This is a genomic window from Pseudoalteromonas sp. Of7M-16 (assembly GCF_022347805.1).
In the GTDB taxonomy this organism is placed as follows: domain Bacteria; phylum Pseudomonadota; class Gammaproteobacteria; order Enterobacterales; family Alteromonadaceae; genus Pseudoalteromonas; species Pseudoalteromonas luteoviolacea_F.
Genome location: NZ_JAKRFY010000017.1, coordinates 76,715 through 94,355 on the forward strand (window position 1 = coordinate 76,715; position 17,641 = coordinate 94,355).

Here is a 17,641-nt window from a genome sequence, read left to right on the forward strand (position 1 = left end):
GGCACTTCGCATTCTTACTTTTACGCAATAGGCGGATCACTTGGAGAGCACATGCCATTTGCAGCTGTCGCAATAAAAGTCCCTTTACACAAGACTTTTGATTACACCTACCAATCCTCCATGACCCCTTGTGTCGGCGGTCGAGTTTGGGTCAAATTTGCCAACCGGCGTTGTGTCGCTGTCGTCACCGAGTTAAAAAAACACAGTGACGTCCCTGAAAATAAAATTAAGCCGCTTGAATCTGTCATTGACAGTACACCCATTCTAGATAGTGCTCATTTGAATTTTTTACTTTTTGCTAGTCAATATTATTGCTACCCATTCGGTGAGACAATATTTACCGCATTGCCAGGCGCACTGCGTGACGGCCATAATGTAGACAAAACGCAGCTCCCCTTTTTAACACTCACCGACGCGGGACGAGAAACCACACAATTAAGAGCTAAAAAGCAACTTGCCTTACTAGAACAATTGCGCAGTGCCGGGGATGCGACACACAGTGAACTCAAAACCTTGGGCTTTACACAAGCACAAATAAAAGGCTTGCTGGAAAAAAAGCTCATCTGTGAAGAACTTCGTCCAGATACTTCTTGGCAAAACCAACCTCTATCTATCGGTACTAAACCCATTTTAAATGAAGAACAAGCAACCGCTTGCAGTGCAGTAAATCATACCGATGGTTTTCGCACGTTTTTAATTGAGGGGATCACAGGCAGCGGTAAAACCGAAGTGTATTTGCAGTGCTTAGAAAAAGTACTCAATGCAGGAAAACAAGCTTTAGTGTTGGTACCCGAAATCGGTCTAACCCCGCAAACGGTCAATCGATTCAAGCGTCGCTTTCCAGGCCTTCCGGTTGATCTATGGCATTCGAATCTCACTGATAACGAGCGCTTGCATACGTGGCGTCGTGCTCAGCAAGCCACCACAGCGCTTGTAATTGGCACTCGCTCTAGTATTTTTTTACCGTTTCGATCCCTCGCTATGATCATCGTTGATGAAGAGCATGATCACTCGTTTAAACAACAAGATAGTTTGCGCTACCACGCTCGAGATTTGGCCGCTTACCGTGCTCACCAAGCACAGTGTTCGCTGCTTTTAGGGACAGCAACACCCGCGCTGGAAACCCTGAAAAAAGCACTCGACAACAAGTTTCAACTGCTGACACTAAGTAAACGTGCGCAAACCAGTCAAGACAATCAATTTTTACTTGTCGATATGAAAGCCCAACAAACGCAAGGTGGTTTCGCCAGCACAAGTTTAAAAGCAATTGAACGTACTCTGGCAATGGGTAAGCAGGCAATGATCTTTCTAAATCGCCGAGGTTTCGCGCCGACATTAATTTGCCATGAGTGTGCTTGGATAAGTGACTGTCAACACTGTAGTACCAGCGCCACCTATCACAAATCAATGCAGCGCTTGGTGTGCCACCACTGCGGTGAACAGCAATTTGTTCCTCACCAATGCCCTGATTGTGGTAGTACGCAAATTATGCCCACAGGACTTGGTACAGAGCAACTGGAAGAGTTTATCGCTGCTCAATTTGAGGACGTCCCTATCTGTCGTATTGACAGAGATTCAACCAGAAGGAAAGGCAGCTTAGAAAGTGCCCTTGAGCAGATCCACCAAGGTGGGGCTCAAGTGCTGATCGGCACACAAATGCTGGCGAAAGGTCACCACTTTCCCGATGTTGCGCTCGTGGTCATTTTGGATGTCGACAGTGGATTATATTCAAGTGACTTTAGAGCAACCGAACACATGGCCCAATTGATAACCCAAGTGGCAGGTCGAGCAGGTAGAAGTGGAGAGCCTGGCACTGTGATACTACAGACTCACTTTCCCGAACACCCACTGCTACAAGATTTAGTCAACAATGGCTATCAAGACTTTGCGCGCTACGCACTCACTGAACGCCAAGAGACAATGCTTCCACCCTACACGCACCTCGCGTTGGTCAGAGCAGAAGCAACTTCCGCGCACCTTGTCATGACATTTTTATCCGATTTGGTTCCAGCGCAGCCATTCTCTGGTATACAATTGCTAGGTCCGATCCCTGCGCCCATGGAGCGCCTAGCGGGAAAGTACCGTTATCAATTACATATACAGGCAACGCAACGCAATGTTTTGCATCAATATCTCATGCAACTTAAGGAATATATAAGCAGCCACAAACTTGCCACACGGGTGCGCTGGAATATTGATGTTGATCCTATGGATACCTATTAAACTGATATGGCACAACACGATTATATAAACAAAACCCCGAAGAAAAAGGGACAAAAGAAACAACAACCTAAAACGCAGAAACCTTTTCCGAAAGTCCTCGCGGCATTCGCACTGCTGCTGATTGGGGGGTTCGCCTATGGCTTGTGGTTTATCAAAGAGCATGCTGATCCTGCCAAAGTCCAACAGGCACAAACACCGGCAGAACCTGCTGCTGTGGTTGAAAATAAAAAAGAGCTGCCTCGTCCACCTCCGTTCATCGATGATATGAAAAGAGCGAAAGTGGAAGCTGAGGTTAAAGTCATTAAATCACGGGGTCCATTTCAAATGCAGTGTGGCTCTTTCAGAACCTATGAACAAGCGGAAAAGCGCAAAGCGCGCATCGCCTTTGCAGGCCTCTTATCTGAAATTCGCCGCACTGAAGGGAGTAACGGTGTTTGGTACCGTGTGCGTTTAGGGCCCTATGACAAAAAGCGCGATGCTGAAAGCGATAAAAATAGATTGCAGCGCATCAAAATCGTTGACTGCGGAATTTGGGGCTGGACTTGAAATTAGCCTAGCTGCCCTCATTTAAGCATTTATTGATATAATTATCCGAGGCAAAGGCCTCTTTTAAGGAATACTATGACTACTATCGTAAGCGTTCGTCGTGATGACAAAGTTGTTATCGGTGGCGACGGCCAAGTGTCTCTTGGCAATACGGTGATGAAAGGCAATGCCAAAAAAGTGCGTCGCCTTTATAACGGTAAAGTACTGGCAGGTTTTGCCGGTGGTACTGCCGACGCATTTACATTATTTGAGCGTTTCGAAACTAAATTGGAAATGCACCAAGGGCATCTCACTCGTGCGGCTGTTGAAATGGCCAAAGATTGGCGAACAGACCGCGCGCTCAGAAAGCTCGAAGCGCTGCTTGCTGTAGCGGATGAAACGGCTTCACTGATCATCACAGGTAACGGCGATGTTGTACAGCCAGAACATGACCTTATTGCCATTGGTAGTGGCGGTAACTTCGCCCAAGCGGCTGCAACAGCGCTGATTGAAAATACCGACTTGAGTGCACGCGAAATTGTCGAGAAAAGCTTGAAAATTGCGGGTGATATTTGTGTATTCACAAACAACTTCCAGACCATCGAAGAATTGTAATAGGAAAATCCATGACAGCAATGACACCTAGAGAAATCGTTCATGAATTGGACCAGCATATTATTGGTCAAGACAAAGCCAAAAAAGCAGTTGCGATTGCTCTTCGAAACCGCTGGCGTCGTATGCAACTCAATGACGATCTGCGCGCTGAAGTTACCCCTAAAAACATTCTTATGATTGGCCCAACAGGTGTAGGTAAAACTGAGATCGCACGCCGACTCGCTAAACTTGCCAACGCACCATTTATCAAAGTTGAAGCAACCAAGTTCACAGAAGTGGGCTATGTGGGTAAAGAAGTTGAAACCATTATCCGCGATCTAGTTGAAGTCTCTTTCAAAATAACGCGTGAGCAGCAGACTAAAAAGCACAAACACCGTGCAGAAGAAGCTGCTGAAGAGCGCATTTTGGACGCGCTATTACCACCTGCTAAAGACGCATGGGGTGAAGCACAGCCAGCTGAAAATAGCTCAACTCGTCAAGTGTTCCGTAAAAAGCTACGCGAAGGTCAACTAGACGACAAAGAAATCGATATCGATATCGCGGAAACATCACCGCAAGTTGAGATCATGGCGCCTCCTGGTATGGAAGAAATGACCAACCAGCTACAAGGCATGTTCCAAAACTTGTCTGGCGACAAGAAAAAGAGTCGCAAGCTTAAAATTAAAGATGCCTTTAAGCTGCTCATCGAAGAAGAAGCCGCTAAGTTAGTAAACCCTGAAGAGTTAAAAGAGCAAGCTATCTTCGCCGTCGAACAAAACGGTATCGTGTTTGTCGATGAAATCGACAAAATCTGTAAACGTGGTGAAGCATCAGGTCCTGACGTCAGTCGCGAAGGTGTACAACGTGACCTATTACCTTTAATTGAAGGTTCTACTGTCAGTACAAAACACGGCATGGTTAAAACAGATCATATCTTGTTTATTGCCTCTGGTGCATTCCAAATGGCTAAGCCTTCTGATCTGATCCCTGAGTTACAAGGCCGTTTACCTATTCGTGTAGAGCTTGAAGCTCTGACTGCAAAAGACTTTAAGCGTATTCTGACTGAGCCTCATGCATCACTCACTGAGCAGCAGCAAGCGCTGTTACAAACAGAGCAAGTGACTGTCGATTTCACTGAAGATGCGATTGAGCGTATTGCAGAAGCTGCATGGCAAGTAAACGAAAAGACTGAAAATATCGGTGCAAGGCGTCTACATACTGTGATGGAAAAGCTGATGGAAGAGATCTCTTTCGATGCCTCAGACAAAGCAGGTCAAGCATTGAAAATTGATGCGAAATACGTTGAACAGCACCTTGATATGCTAGTTCAAGATGAAGACTTAAGCCGCTTCATTCTATAATTCGGAGACTGGGTCAGCGATGCTGACCCAATTTTTATGTATCAAGTAACCAAACTCCATTACCATCGACTAAGTAAACAACTCGACATTAGTTTTGACGATGGCATGAAAGTCACGCTCAGTACAGAATTTTTACGTACGCACTCCCCTTCTGCGGAAGTACAAGGACATAGTCCTGAACAAGCGCAACTGGTATTAAACAAGCAAAACGTGACCTTAAACGCAATTGAGCCAGTAGGGCATTATGCCGTAAGGCTGTGTTTTGACGATGGCCACAACTCCGGCTTATTTAGTTGGCAGTACCTACGTAAGCTATGTACAAATCACCAAGTGTTATGGGCACAATATCAAGAAAAAGTGCAGCAACACCATAAGAACAAAGACAGCGTACCGATTAAATTTGTCCCTTAGGCCTTATAAACAAAAACAGCATCACATGGATGCTGTTTGCAAGAGAGCGCCTAAACTCCTCTAGACGCGCTTTAGTTATCACACCTTATATTTATCAATGGCATTGTGCAGTGCCCGAGCCTGTTCAGACAGCTCTTCACTACTTTGCGCATTGGAAGCAGCGTGTTCAGATGCATCTTGCGCAATATCGCGGATTTTAACGACATTTTTATTTACTTCTGACGCAACCTGATTCTGTTCATCAATGGCAGTTGCAATGTGCGTACTCATATCCATAATGTTTTGCACATCTTCTGTGATCAAACCTAAAAGCTCTCCAGCACGTTCGGCTTGCTCAACACTCTCATTACTTTGGCTTCGGCACTCTTCCATAATACTTACAACATCTTGGGTACGCTGTTGTAATGTCGAAATGATACTTTCGATCTCTTGTGTCGAGTCTTGCGTACGCTGTGCCAAGGATCTAACTTCGTCGGCAACCACTGCAAAACCTCGGCCTTGTTCGCCCGCTCGAGCTGCCTCAATCGCCGCATTCAGTGCTAACAGGTTTGTTTGTTCGGCTATTCCTCTGATCACATCAAGTACCGAACCGATGGTTTCACCATCGCGCTCCAACTGACCAACAACTTCAGAGGCACCACTGAGTGAGTGAGACAATGCCATAATGTGATCTATGGTAGAGGTCACTTCACTGCGGCCTTGCTGTGCATTGTTATTCGTCGATTCTGCTTTTTGCGCTGCGGCTTCCGTATTGTGCGAAATGTCCTGAATCGTCGCTTGCATTTCTGTGGCTGCAGTTGCCACCATATCCGCCTCATGCAATTGCTCATTCATACCAGCACTGGTTTGCGCTGTGGTCGCAGAAAGGTGTGATGTGGCATCATTGATGGTCACTAAAGCGCGATGAACATCTGCGATCAAGTTTTTGAAGTCTTCAATTAAGCTATTGAAGTCGCGTGTCATGATGGTAATTTCATCATTGCCACTGTGCTCAATCAAAATACCGAGGTTGTTCTCTCGTCTGATCCGCTCTATCGTCTGATAAACACGCTCAACAGGGCGAATAATAGATCGGCTGGTCGACCATACCAATACCATCACAATGGCGGCTGCGGCAAAGAAAATTAGAATTGCAATCGACTTGGCAAATTCTGCGTTTTCTGCGATCTCACGCTTGGTCTGCTCAACAATGGCGACAACCACCGCATCGCTTTTCTTTACCACGGTACGCATATCGCCCAATGCACCGCTATTTAAATCGACACCCAGTGTTACCTGTGCATCCACCAAGCCTTTGAATTTGACTTGATACACGCCGAGTAAATCAATGAGCTCTTGCTGGTAAGCGCGGCTATGACTGGATGCATGGATCTGAGACTCAAACGTCTCAATGTGCTTATTAAACTTACCTAGATATTTGGTATCTAGACGCAGCATAAAATCTTTTTCTGCGCGTCTGAGTTGCAGCATGGTCGTCAGCAACTTGTAGTCTTCTTTTTGTTTTAGCAGCGTTTCTACACCATGCACCGCTTTTCGCAATTCACCATATAGGGCATCTTTTGGGTGCATGCCTATGGTCTTTTGTAATTCAACAACGCGATTAAATTCAGCGTGATATTGGGTAACCAACTGTTCAAACTGATTCAATTGCGCTAAATCGATGCCAAAGTCGATAAAAACAGCTTCAAGTTGCGATTTTTTTTGCTTAAGTTGTTTATATTCCTTTTCAAACTGTTCCAGCGCCGCTACATCTTTGTAAAATAGAAAGTTTTTCTCATACTTTCGCATGGACAACTCATGAACATCCAGTTCTTCTGCGTATTGAATGGTCTCATTCAACTGGCGCATTGTATTGGCTTCAGTGATGATCACAGCTAGCATAACCAGCAAAGCAACACCGACAACAACAGCATTGAGCTGCAAACGCCTTTTTATGGTTAGATTTTCAAGTAGAGCCATACAGTTACCTAATTATTACAGAACCTGCAATACAGTATAGCCAAACTCACCTTGCGCTGAAATTGAATCTACAAGTTTAATCAAAAATATTTCATGTTTTTCACATGCTATGCAACTTTGTTCCTATTATAGAGGATTGGTTGCCACAAACTGTCATGTAAACTGCCGTAATCTTGCCATTGGCCTTTTGCAAGCCACTTTGCCAGCGGCGTCGCATCTGAAGGAAAATCGATCATTTGCCCCTCTGGATGTTCCAACCATTCCCCCAACGCTTCGGAATTTAGATAGTTCATCACCTCAGCCAAGCCTAATGACTGCAGCGTCATAGCATTACTTAATTGTTCGAATTGTCCTTGTAAAGGTTTCAATAATAACTTCTTGCCAAACTTGAGCGCCTCGCTAGAAAGCTCAAACCCTGCATTGGCAACTACCCCAGATGCACTTGTCAGATCTTCTAAAAACCCCGTTCTGGACGGCGCGCGCAAATGAATATGATTGATCGACTGATCAACCGCATCAGGGTGATAACAATAAAATTCTCTATCAGGAAAATCCCCAAGCAATTCAACAATGCTATTCAGATCTTCGAAAGGCAGGTAAACCAGTATTTTGTTCGCAATTGATACGGTTTGATTACCATGAAATGCGATAAAAGGCGGCAAAATATTTTTTGCAAAAGGTTGCCAATGCACCCCTAAATGCACATTTGCAGGCGCAAACCAGCGGATCAAAGCTCGTTCCATAAAACCTGCGCCAAATAAAGGCACTTCTGGAGATAAAAATGCCGCTTGATGGCTCATCGCGACAACAGGCACTTTCGCCAATTTGGCAGCCCATGCGGACACAGGTTCAAAGTCGTTGAACACAAGATCATATTGCTTAATATCCAGCTGCCGAACATCGCGTAAAAAGGTGCCAAGTTTAAGCTGCTTTACGGTTTCTTGATAATTTAGTTTGCCGCCTTTGGTAATAAAGCTTAGCCCGCGTCTCACCTGATATTGACCAAATACCCCCATATCAAAGTACTGGTTAGCATCCCTTCCGGAAAACAAATAATCAACATCAATTCCGAGTTTGGTAAAACATTCCGCCATCACACGCGCACGTGTAATGTGGCCATTGCCCGTCCCTTGGATCCCATATAATATTCTCATAACTCTCCTAAAATGCCGATGGCCAATAATGCGCACCCACTGCCCATCACTGCGCCGAGCACAACATCTATTGGATAATGCACTCCAACCAAAACGCGTGACAACGAAACTCCTGCCGCCCATATCAGCAGAGGGATGGTCAATACCGGGTAAACATCAATCAGGCACGTTGCGTACAACCACGCACCTGCGCTATGTCCCGAGGGCAAACTAAACTTATCACTGGGTGTAAGCATTGCCTTAACAGCCAAACAATCGCACGGTCTTATTCTGGCAAAGTGCTTTTTCATCACAAAATACAATGGCCGCTCTATGGCAAACGCAACCAGTACCATTTGTACAAATGCGCTACCATCACTGCCCATAAAGTAACCATTTAATAATGCCAAAATGACGTATAGACCGCCGTTGCCACTTTTAGACAGCATTAACATCAACCAGTTAAACCATTTTCGCCGTTTTGGCTTGTACAGTGCAAAATAGAGCGCCGTGTCTAGTTTAATTATTTGTGCTTTCATCATAGTTGCTTACATTTGTTCACAATTTCAGCATAGAAGAGCTTAATAACAATACCGCGACATTTTTGTGACACAATTATGTAAGTTTATTCAAAGCATTGCGCAGCTTCTCAATGGGAGTATACTGACAACAGTTTAGCCATTCTCTGAGGATACTATGATGGATTACAGCACGTCTGATCTGTGTGATCACTTCGCCGATGCCATTGACGTACTTGAGCCAATGTTTATTAACTTTGGCGGACAACATGCCTTTTGTGGTCGTATAAAAACGGTGAAATGTTTCGAAAACAACGAAATGATCGCCGAAGTACTGCAACAAGATGGAACTGGTAAAGTTTTATTGATTGATGGTGGAGGCTCTACACGACGCGCCTTAATTGACATTGATCTCGCTGAGCTTGCCTTGGAGAACAACTGGCAAGGCATCGTCGTATACGGCGCAGTACGTCATGTCGAAGAGCTCGAAGAATGTGAGCTTGGCATTCAAGCCATTGCATCTATTCCTGTCGGCGCAGACAGCGAGGGCACGGGCGTACAAGGCATCCCTGTCAATTTTGCAGGTGTCTCTTTCTTTGATGATGATTTCCTGTACGCAGACTCGACTGGTATCGTTATTTCAGCTGAAGAGTTATTGCTCGAAGTAGACGAAGACGACGCCTAACCACTAATTAAGACCATCACCGAGCCACTGCGCATAACGCGTAATGGCTTGGCGCTGTTTACCCTAACCTGCTTTTAATACCTGAAACACCATGACTGCACATAACTGGATCAAGATTTATAACGAATCAAACATCAGCGAATACACAGCTACACGAGAAAACGAAACACGATTTTGGCAATCATTGTCTTTTTTAAAGTCGCAATCCCCGCTGCCTGAAGCACTAAAAGATGCCGCCGAGTTTGGTATCAAATATGTCCTCGTTGCCATCAACGAAGACATAGGACCGCGCGGTAATTGCGGTAACGGTGGAGCAACAGATGGCTGGCATGCGTTTTTAAAGCGCTTTTTAAATTTACCTTGTAATCAGTTTCTCACTCCCAGCAATGTGTTGTTACTGGGAGAGGTCATCACCGAAGATCTACAACAACAAAGTGAGGCGCTAGATAACAACATTAATGCCGACCTCACTCAACTTAGAGTATTGTGTGAAGAATTGGATGTGCGTGTCAGTGCTGTGCTAAAAGCCATATTTGATGCCGGACTTGAACCAATCGTGATAGGTGGCGGACATAACAACAGCTTTGGCCTGTTGCAAGCACTGTCACACAGTCAACAGAAACAATGTCAGGCAATAAATTTTGACCCCCACGCTGACTTTAGAGCCATTGAAGGCAGACATTCAGGTAACGGGTTTAGTTACGCACATCATGCAGGTTACCTTGCTGATTATCACGTTGTCGGTATGCATGAACAGAAAAACAATGACACCATCGTTGCTTCATTACAAAGTGCAGGGTTCACTTATACTACATACCAAGACATCTTAGTATCTCGCAACACATCACTCACCGATGCTATTAAGGTTGCAACTACGCGTTTTGATCCAAATCTTCCCCTTGGTATTGAGGTGGATGTCGATGCTATTTCAGGGATGCCTGTCAGTGCATATACCAATTGTGGCTTCAGCGTTAATGATGCAGAGCACTTTGTTTACCTGAGTGCCAAACAAGCAAATACACACTATTTGCATCTGTGCGAAGCTGCACCAAAAAATCACCCTCAGGGGGCTGCTCAAGGACATATCGAGGCGGGGCAAGTATTGTCCGGTCTAGTATGTAGCTATTTAAAAGCGAGACAAAATTAACTCGCATCTGAGGTGTTGGGACTATCTCCAATGGGGTGCTCCCAACGCCACTGCTTCAGCCAACTGATCATGCCGATACTACTCAGAGGCCGCGTAAATAAATAGCCCTGTGCAGCAAAAGCATTGAGGTTTTGGGCAAACTGCAACTGCTCTTGAGACTCCACTCCTTCGCATATCACCTTACATTCTTGTACGTTCTGCATTTCAACGATGCCACGCACCACAGCCTTAAAGTTCCCTTGGCTCTGATTCGGCGTAGTCAATGAACGCCCAAGTTTCACATAATCCACTTCTAATTTTGGCAGCTTTGCCAATAACAATGGAGATTCTCCAAAACCATCTACACAGAGCTTCACACCCATAGTGCGCAATCTAGCCACCATCGCGACACCTTGTTGATCAAGTGTGGTAAACATCTGTGATGGGCACTCAATGATAATATCTTGCGGCATCAGCTGATGTTCGACCAAAATTCGATCAACAAACTCGATAAACTCTTCATGCAACATCTCAGGCCCAAACAAATTGATACCAAGTGGCATTTGGATCCCTTCAACCCTTAGCGCCAGTGCGATTTCAGCGGCACGCTCAATAACATACTGCGCCAATGGCAATGCCAGTCCAGCAATACGAATATCTTCGATGAACTTACTCGCAGCCAAGATCCCCTGCTTGGGGTGCTGCCAGCGCAAAAGTAGCTCAACATACTCGATATCGCCGTCACTGTTTCTAACGATCGGTTGAAAATACAGCTCTAGCTCATTTTTAAAGTCAATATGCGCGAGCTCCGCCAATCGTGCTTGTTGCTCTAATCTATCGATTTGCATTTTTTGCTGATAAGGTGCGATGGTTTTGTCCGGACTGCTATCCAGCGCTAAAAACACACAAGTAAGCAGCTCATCAAATTGACCCAACTCTTCATCACAGTTGACATAACTTGCCCTTGCACTGACCTCAATAATACAGTTACCAACATTGAACGGTTTTAATGTACTCTCGATTATTTCTGCACATAAATGCTCGTGAAGATGCTGTTGGTGGGCTAGGCCACACACAAATACAAAGTGTAATCCACCGAGGTGCGCCAATCGCTCAACATCATTGCCCATCGCAATGGGCATAATATCGTGGCATTGCAAATGTTGTTTCATGCGATTTGCGGATTGCGCGAGCAACAAGTCACCAAACTCACGACCAAGGTGAAAGTTAACTTGTTGAAACCCTTCAAGTCTCACCATCACCAACATAGCAGTGCCAGGCTCACGTGCTCGATACTCATTAAATGCTTCTCGGATACCCGCTCTATCAGGCAGACCCAATATATCTGCATTGGAGTCTAAGTTAGACTCCATAGGGGCTCTGTCTTCTAGTCGCGGTACCTCAAGAAATAATTCGCTGATAAACACAGGAAGCAGAGTTAAAACCACATAAACACTTGGTAAATGCCACCAAAAATGACTGACAGTCAATAAGGTCGCTGCAACGGCACACAGTGCACAGATCACAATATGACGGCCTTGACCCAGCTTATCACTTTGCCATATATGCACTAGTAAAATGGCCACCAAAACGTACAGTGCGATATCACCCACTGAAGCGAGTATAGCCAGCCCTGTGGCACCAAGTAGCGCGTGAAGAATACGATTGACAGCAAAATGTGAACGCGCGATGGCAACTAAGCTCAAGCTCACCACCACCCCTGCGTAAAATGCCACCGCTAGCGGTGAGTATATGACGGTATGTAGTGAGAGATCAGCTAGTTTCGTTGCTCCCCAAGTTGGAAATACCCAACACATATTGAGCAATATAAAGAGATATTTTATCAACGAAAATTTAGCCATCACACGACCACTACTGACCTTTAATATTGAGTAAGTCTACCCGATATCCACAGATTTAACAGATCGTTTACGCCAAACTGGTAACTTAATTCAGCGGGATGCTGGATTTGCCACATTGCGATATCTGCTTTAGCGCCGACTTTCAATACACCCCTGTCAGAAAGCCCAAGCGCTTTTGCGGCGTGTCTAGTAACACCTAACAACGACTCTTCTGGCGTCATTTTAAATAGAGTACACGCCATATTCAGCATTAGACGTAACGAGCATAGAGGTGCAGTGCCTGGATTAAAATCACTGGCAATTGCAATCGGTACCTGATGCTTGCGCAGCAACTCTATCGGAGGGTGTTGCGTCTCTCTGAGGAAGTAAAACGCACCAGGTAAAATCACAGCCACAGTGCCTGATTTCGCCATTGCTATCACACCGCGCTCATCTAGGTATTCGATATGGTCGGCTGATAGCCCACCAAATTCAGCAACTAACTCACTGCCATGTTGATTTGAGAGTTGCTCTGCATGACACTTAACCTTTAAACCCAATTCCGTTGCACGTTCGAAAACACGTTTTGTTTGAGTGTGGCTGAATCCGACATTTTCACAAAAGACATCAACTGCATCAGCCAAACCTCGCTGTGCAACTAGCGGTAGCATTTCATCGCAAACAAGATCGATATAACCATCACTATTCCCTTTATATTCAGGCGGTAATGCATGTGCGCCTAAAAAGGTGCTTTGAATTTGAATTGGGTGATGGTCATCTAATATCTGGTTTACTTCGAGTAATTTAAGCTCGCTTTCTGTATCTAGACCATAACCAGACTTGCTCTCTACGGTTGTTACCCCTTCTTTGAGCAATGCATTTAGGCGCTGTTTTGCAACAACAAAAAGCTCTTCTTTAGAGGCCAGCCTCGTTGCCTTTACCGTAGTGGCAATACCGCCACCTTGTTCAGCAATTTGCTGATAAGAAACCCCATTTAAACGCTTTTCAAATTCCTCCGCGCGCGAGCCAGCAAATAAAATATGGGTATGACAATCGATCAGTCCTGGCGTCAACCAAGCCCCTTTAGCCGATGTAACAGGCGTTGCAAGTACATCAAACTCAGGCATCTCAGACCCTTTGCCTAACCAAACAATGGTGTCGCCTTTTATCATTATTGCGGCATTTTCTATGATGCCATAAGCGCCTGTGACTTGATCGTCCATTGTGGCTATATTTGCATCAGTTATTACTAAATCTACTTCAATCACTGTCTACACTCAGTTAGAGAAAATTGATACAAGTTTAGCAAGAATACTTGTATATACAAGATAGCTATGCCACCTTTATGAATAAGCTTTTATTACACGGTAGCAGACAGTGACAGAACAACCTAAGTTTGCACAAATTAAACAACACATTATCGATCAAATTCGCGCTGGAACTTGGCAGGAACATCAACGCGTGCCCTCTGAAAATGAGCTATCCGATCAATTTAAAGTAAGTCGTATGACCGCAAGACGCGCGCTGAGCGAGTTAACCGAAGATGGCGTGCTCACCCGCAGCCAAGGGTTGGGGACTTTTGTGGCGAGTCTCAAATCTCAGTCTTCACTGCTAGAGATCCGCAATATCGCTGATGAGGTTGAAGAGCGTGGTGGCAACTATAGTTGTGTTGTTTTATCACTAGAGTCAATGTCTGCTATCGCGCCAATTGCAATCGCGTTGGGTGTAGAGATAGACAGTCAAGTCTATCGCAGTGTTATTGTTCACCACGAAAATGAAGAGCCTATTCAAGTTGAAGAACGTTTTGTTAACCCGGCACTTGCGCCACAGTATTTACAACAGAACTTTACCACTTTGACGCCTCATGAATATTTGACTCATGTTGCCCCGCTCACTGAAGCTCGCCATACTGTTGAGGCCATTATGCCCAATGAAGAAGTCTGCCAATGGCTGAACATGTTTAACGAAGAGCCATGCCTACAGATGATCAGAAGAACATGGTCCTCACAAGGGATCGTCAGCTTTGCACGGCTTATATCCCCTGGTAGTAAATACCGCCTTGGTGGACACCTCACGTTCAAAAAGTGAAGGCGCTCAAATCATATGACGATATTGAAAGCCCAGTTCAGTGATCGCTGCGCCATCGATAACTCTAGACACAACCTCGTCACTGGCAAAGTTTGGAAGCTCACTGCCATAGGCCTCACAATGGCCTTGATAATATTGCTGCTTCGTAGGATGAGAGGGATGGCACAAATTGTAGATTGACTGTGCAGCATGCCAACTTGTCAAAAGACACATGATCCCTTCTACAACATCTTGTTGATGCACCATATTAACCGTAGCATGGGCAGAGCTTGATAAATGTTTACCAGCTATAAAACGACCCGGCTCTCTACCTGGGCCTACTAAACCAGCCAAACGCGCGACTTTGCCGTTTTGTGCTAGTACCATTTGCTCCGCACTTTGTAATATCTGCTGCCGTTTTGAATCTTGTGCAGCCAGTGGCGCTTGCTCATCAAATGTGCCTGCTTCATTCCCATATACAGCTGTTGATGAGCACAGTAAAAACCCTTTGCACCGCATTGATTTTGCCGCTTCGAGTGCGCACGTTAAAGTTTCTAAATAATGGCTGTCGCTTTGGCGCATGCGCGGGGGAATGGCGCACACCCAATAAGCATCGGTTAGCGAGAGTGAATGATGAAGTTTAGTATCAGTAACACAAAAGGCTTGGATATCCGCTGTAGCATCTGCCTGTCTTCGCGTCGCTTGAACATCCCAACCGCAAGATTTGGCGCTGTGTACTAGGGCGTTGCCTAACCACCCAGCCCCTAAAACGACCAACTTATTATTCATCATATTTTCTTAATTTTACCTATATTGGGTCATAATGTTAGTACAGCATGATGAAAAACGCTATCGGCATTTCCTCAGCTTTAGGTTATAAATTTGCAACTGCAATTTGATGATTCTTTACTATTTTTTTATTTTTGTTGGAGCGATATGATAAATACCCATGTCTCGCCTTGCTCACACTCCGTGTAAATTAGGTAGATCTATCAATTGAGATATGGTTTTATTATGTTAGCGCTGTCCCAATAAAAAGAATATGTCATGTTTGAAAACTTATCTCTTCGTAAAAAAATTCTCATCTTAATCGGCGGCACAATCTCTGTGCTACTTATGCTGGCTTCTACTTATTTTGTTAATCATATCGCAACAATATCGCGTCAAGGTATCGAGCGCGAAGCACAGAGTTATATCTACTCTGAAAAGTTGTCTATGGAATCTTTTTTCGCCCAATACGGCAAAGTAGTTGGCACATTCGTAACCAATCCGCACAACGTGAATTGGTTTGACAATTATTCTGTTAGGGAACAAAACCTCGCAGGAGATAAAGGCTACAGCGAAGTAAATGAAGACTTTCAACGCATCAGCCAAAGCGACGAAAATATTCTTTCAGCTTTCATGGCCTCAGCCAGAACCGGTGAATATTTCAAAGAAAATGAGCGTACGTCTAATTTCGCCGATGGACGCCCTTATTACGCCTACAAACGCCCTTGGTGGCAAGACGCTTTGAATCACGGCAAGCTCTATGTTGGCGCACTCTCAGTTGATATCAACACAGGGGATGTTTCAGCCGTCGTACAACAACCTATTTATAATAAACAAGGTGAATTAGTCGCGGTAGGTGGCGTAGACTTACAGATAAACAAAATTAGCGCCATGGTCGAAGATATTCAGTTCGACGGCGAGGGCTACGGCTTTCTACTAGATAATGAATTAAAAGTCGTTCACCTATCCAAGCGTACCGGCCATAATTTGTCTACAACTGACGCAGGACCACGAGGTAAAGAAGGTTTAGCAGGCCTTGAGCAGCAATTCCAAGATACCAGCGGCTTTACAGAGTTAACCCGCCTTATTGACAGACAGGACGATGGCACTGCCACAGTAACCCTACAGGGCCAAGAGTACTACGTGGTGTTCAATAGTGTAAAACTAGATACCCCAGTACTTGACTGGCATGTCGGTATTTTGATACCGGTAAGCCTGATTGACGAGCCAGTCAATGAGGCTGTCATGAGCACGGTAACTGCTGTGATTGTGATTTTATCTATCATTGTCGCGATGATTTTACTCGCCGCGCAAATGATCACTCGCCCCATTATTACCCTGACTGACACGATGCGTGACATTGCATCTGGTGAAGGCGACTTAACGCGTCGTATCAATATTTCAAGTCAGGACGAAGTGGGTCAATTAGCCATGCACATGAACACCTTTATCGACAAGCTACGTTCGATGATGATTGATACCGCAGCGCAAGCCGAACAATTAAGTGGTGCATCGGCCCAATTACGCGATGTCTCAAACAATACCAATGCTGAGATACAGCAAGAAAAAGAACAGGTTGATAGTGTGTCAGCGGCTGTGACCGAGATGGCTGCAACCGTTACCGAAATCTCTCGCAATGCCCACGAAACTAACCGTGCTTCAGATCTTGTACAATCCATGACAAATGATGGCTCACAGCGTTCGAGTCAAGCACAAGAGGTGATGACTGAACTGGCCAGCCACATCGGGGATGCAGCAAAAGTCGTAGCGGGGTTAGAACAAGAAACCAGTAATATTGGCGCTGTTATTGACGTCATTAACGGCATTGCAGAACAAACTAACTTACTCGCCCTAAACGCTGCCATTGAGGCTGCCCGTGCCGGAGAACAAGGTCGAGGCTTTGCTGTGGTTGCCGATGAAGTGAGAAGTCTTGCGAGCAGAACACAGGAGTCGACAGATGATATTCGAAATATGATCTCACGACTGCAGCAAATTGCGCAGCAGGCATCAACCATGATGCAGCAAGGTCAAGAACGAGCACAAAGCTCTGTGGAACAGACACAAGAAGTGTTAGACGCATTACGCAATATCACAGATTCGGTTAATACTGTACAAGACCAGAGCCATCAAATCGCAACCTCTACGGAAGAGCAGACGGTGGTAGCTGAAGACATCAACAATAGCCTTAACTCTATTAATGATCTAGTGAATAGTACAGCCAACCATGCGCACCTATTAGCTGATGAGGCAAGAGACTTAAACGATTTAGCCAAAGCACTTAATGCCACAGTAAATCAATTTAAACTTTAATCTCCAAAAAGTTTTGGTACGACACAACATGGTGTCGTACCAAAATCACTTCAATTTTTCTCATATTGCAACACAGCAAACTTGCTCAATTTACAAGCAAAAACAACTTGTTATCTCGCC

The 17,641-nt window shown here is 45.0% G+C and carries 15 protein-coding genes; 9 read left to right on the forward strand and 6 right to left on the reverse strand.

Going from position 1 to position 17,641, the window contains the following annotated elements; genetic code table 11:
* Positions 1-51: 51 nt before the first annotated feature.
* The 5 genes from priA (at position 52) to MHN81_RS17345 (ending at position 5,114) form a co-directional block, all read left to right on the forward strand.
* The gene (gene priA, locus MHN81_RS17325; RefSeq protein WP_239426305.1) at positions 52-2,223 is read left to right on the forward strand and encodes a primosomal protein N'; all 2,172 of its coding nucleotides are present in this window, start codon (positions 52-54) and stop codon (positions 2,221-2,223) included.
* 6 nt (positions 2,224-2,229) lie between these two features.
* The gene (locus MHN81_RS17330) at positions 2,230-2,769 is read left to right on the forward strand and encodes an SPOR domain-containing protein (protein WP_023398435.1); all 540 of its coding nucleotides are present in this window, start codon (positions 2,230-2,232) and stop codon (positions 2,767-2,769) included.
* Between the two features lie 75 nt (positions 2,770-2,844).
* A complete protein-coding gene (gene hslV, locus MHN81_RS17335; RefSeq protein ID WP_023398436.1) occupies positions 2,845-3,363 on the forward strand; it encodes an ATP-dependent protease subunit HslV in 519 nt (172 codons plus the stop codon).
* A gap of 11 nt (positions 3,364-3,374) precedes the next feature.
* On the forward strand, positions 3,375-4,703 hold the full coding sequence (gene hslU / locus MHN81_RS17340; protein WP_023398437.1) for an HslU--HslV peptidase ATPase subunit: 1,329 nt from the start codon (positions 3,375-3,377) through the stop codon (positions 4,701-4,703).
* A gap of 36 nt (positions 4,704-4,739) precedes the next feature.
* Entirely contained in the window at positions 4,740-5,114 is a 375-nt protein-coding gene (locus MHN81_RS17345; RefSeq protein ID WP_239426306.1) for a gamma-butyrobetaine hydroxylase-like domain-containing protein, read from the forward strand.
* 78 nt (positions 5,115-5,192) lie between these two features.
* Here MHN81_RS17345 and MHN81_RS17350 read toward each other — a convergent pair whose 3' ends face one another.
* The 3 genes from MHN81_RS17350 to MHN81_RS17360 all read right to left on the reverse strand — a co-directional run bounded on the left by MHN81_RS17350 (position 5,193) and on the right by MHN81_RS17360 (position 8,748).
* Complete coding sequence (locus MHN81_RS17350; protein WP_239426307.1) at positions 5,193-7,073, reverse strand: methyl-accepting chemotaxis protein; 1,881 nt, start codon at positions 7,071-7,073, stop codon at positions 5,193-5,195.
* 107 nt (positions 7,074-7,180) lie between these two features.
* Complete coding sequence (locus MHN81_RS17355) at positions 7,181-8,227, reverse strand: MJ1255/VC2487 family glycosyltransferase (RefSeq protein ID WP_023398440.1); 1,047 nt, start codon at positions 8,225-8,227, stop codon at positions 7,181-7,183.
* Positions 8,224-8,748, reverse strand: coding sequence for a phosphatase PAP2 family protein (locus tag MHN81_RS17360; protein ID WP_023398441.1), 525 nt, complete (start codon positions 8,746-8,748; stop codon positions 8,224-8,226). Before MHN81_RS17360 ends, MHN81_RS17355 begins: the two co-directional genes overlap by 4 nt.
* A 157-nt stretch (positions 8,749-8,905) precedes the next feature.
* Between MHN81_RS17360 and rraA the strand changes: the two genes are divergently transcribed.
* Together rraA and MHN81_RS17370 are read left to right on the forward strand one after the other, a co-directional pair.
* Entirely contained in the window at positions 8,906-9,409 is a 504-nt protein-coding gene (rraA, locus tag MHN81_RS17365) for a ribonuclease E activity regulator RraA (protein WP_036975546.1), read from the forward strand.
* 91 nt (positions 9,410-9,500) lie between these two features.
* A complete protein-coding gene (locus MHN81_RS17370; RefSeq protein ID WP_023398443.1) occupies positions 9,501-10,556 on the forward strand; it encodes a formimidoylglutamase in 1,056 nt (351 codons plus the stop codon).
* On the opposite strand, the gene MHN81_RS17375 is transcribed toward MHN81_RS17370, so the two are convergent.
* Complete coding sequence (locus MHN81_RS17375; RefSeq protein WP_239426308.1) at positions 10,553-12,397, reverse strand: GGDEF domain-containing phosphodiesterase; 1,845 nt, start codon at positions 12,395-12,397, stop codon at positions 10,553-10,555. The genes MHN81_RS17370 and MHN81_RS17375 overlap by 4 nt on opposite strands.
* A 20-nt stretch (positions 12,398-12,417) precedes the next feature.
* Positions 12,418-13,599, reverse strand: a complete 1,182-nt coding sequence (gene hutI, locus MHN81_RS17380) for an imidazolonepropionase (protein ID WP_239426324.1) — start codon at positions 13,597-13,599, stop codon at positions 12,418-12,420.
* 154 nt (positions 13,600-13,753) lie between these two features.
* Between hutI and hutC the strand changes: the two genes are divergently transcribed.
* Positions 13,754-14,464: a histidine utilization repressor gene (hutC, locus tag MHN81_RS17385; protein ID WP_023398446.1), complete on the forward strand. Its 711-nt coding sequence runs from the start codon at positions 13,754-13,756 to the stop codon at positions 14,462-14,464.
* A gap of 6 nt (positions 14,465-14,470) precedes the next feature.
* Here the strand turns inward: hutC and MHN81_RS17390 are convergent, their stop codons facing one another.
* Positions 14,471-15,235 (reverse strand): NAD-dependent epimerase/dehydratase family protein, encoded by a 765-nt coding sequence (locus MHN81_RS17390; protein WP_023398447.1) that lies wholly within the window; start codon positions 15,233-15,235, stop codon positions 14,471-14,473.
* Between the two features lie 255 nt (positions 15,236-15,490).
* On the opposite strand from MHN81_RS17390, the gene MHN81_RS17395 reads away from it, so the two are divergent.
* Positions 15,491-17,521, forward strand: coding sequence for a methyl-accepting chemotaxis protein (locus MHN81_RS17395; RefSeq protein ID WP_239426309.1), 2,031 nt, complete (start codon positions 15,491-15,493; stop codon positions 17,519-17,521).
* Positions 17,522-17,641: the final 120 nt, after the last annotated feature.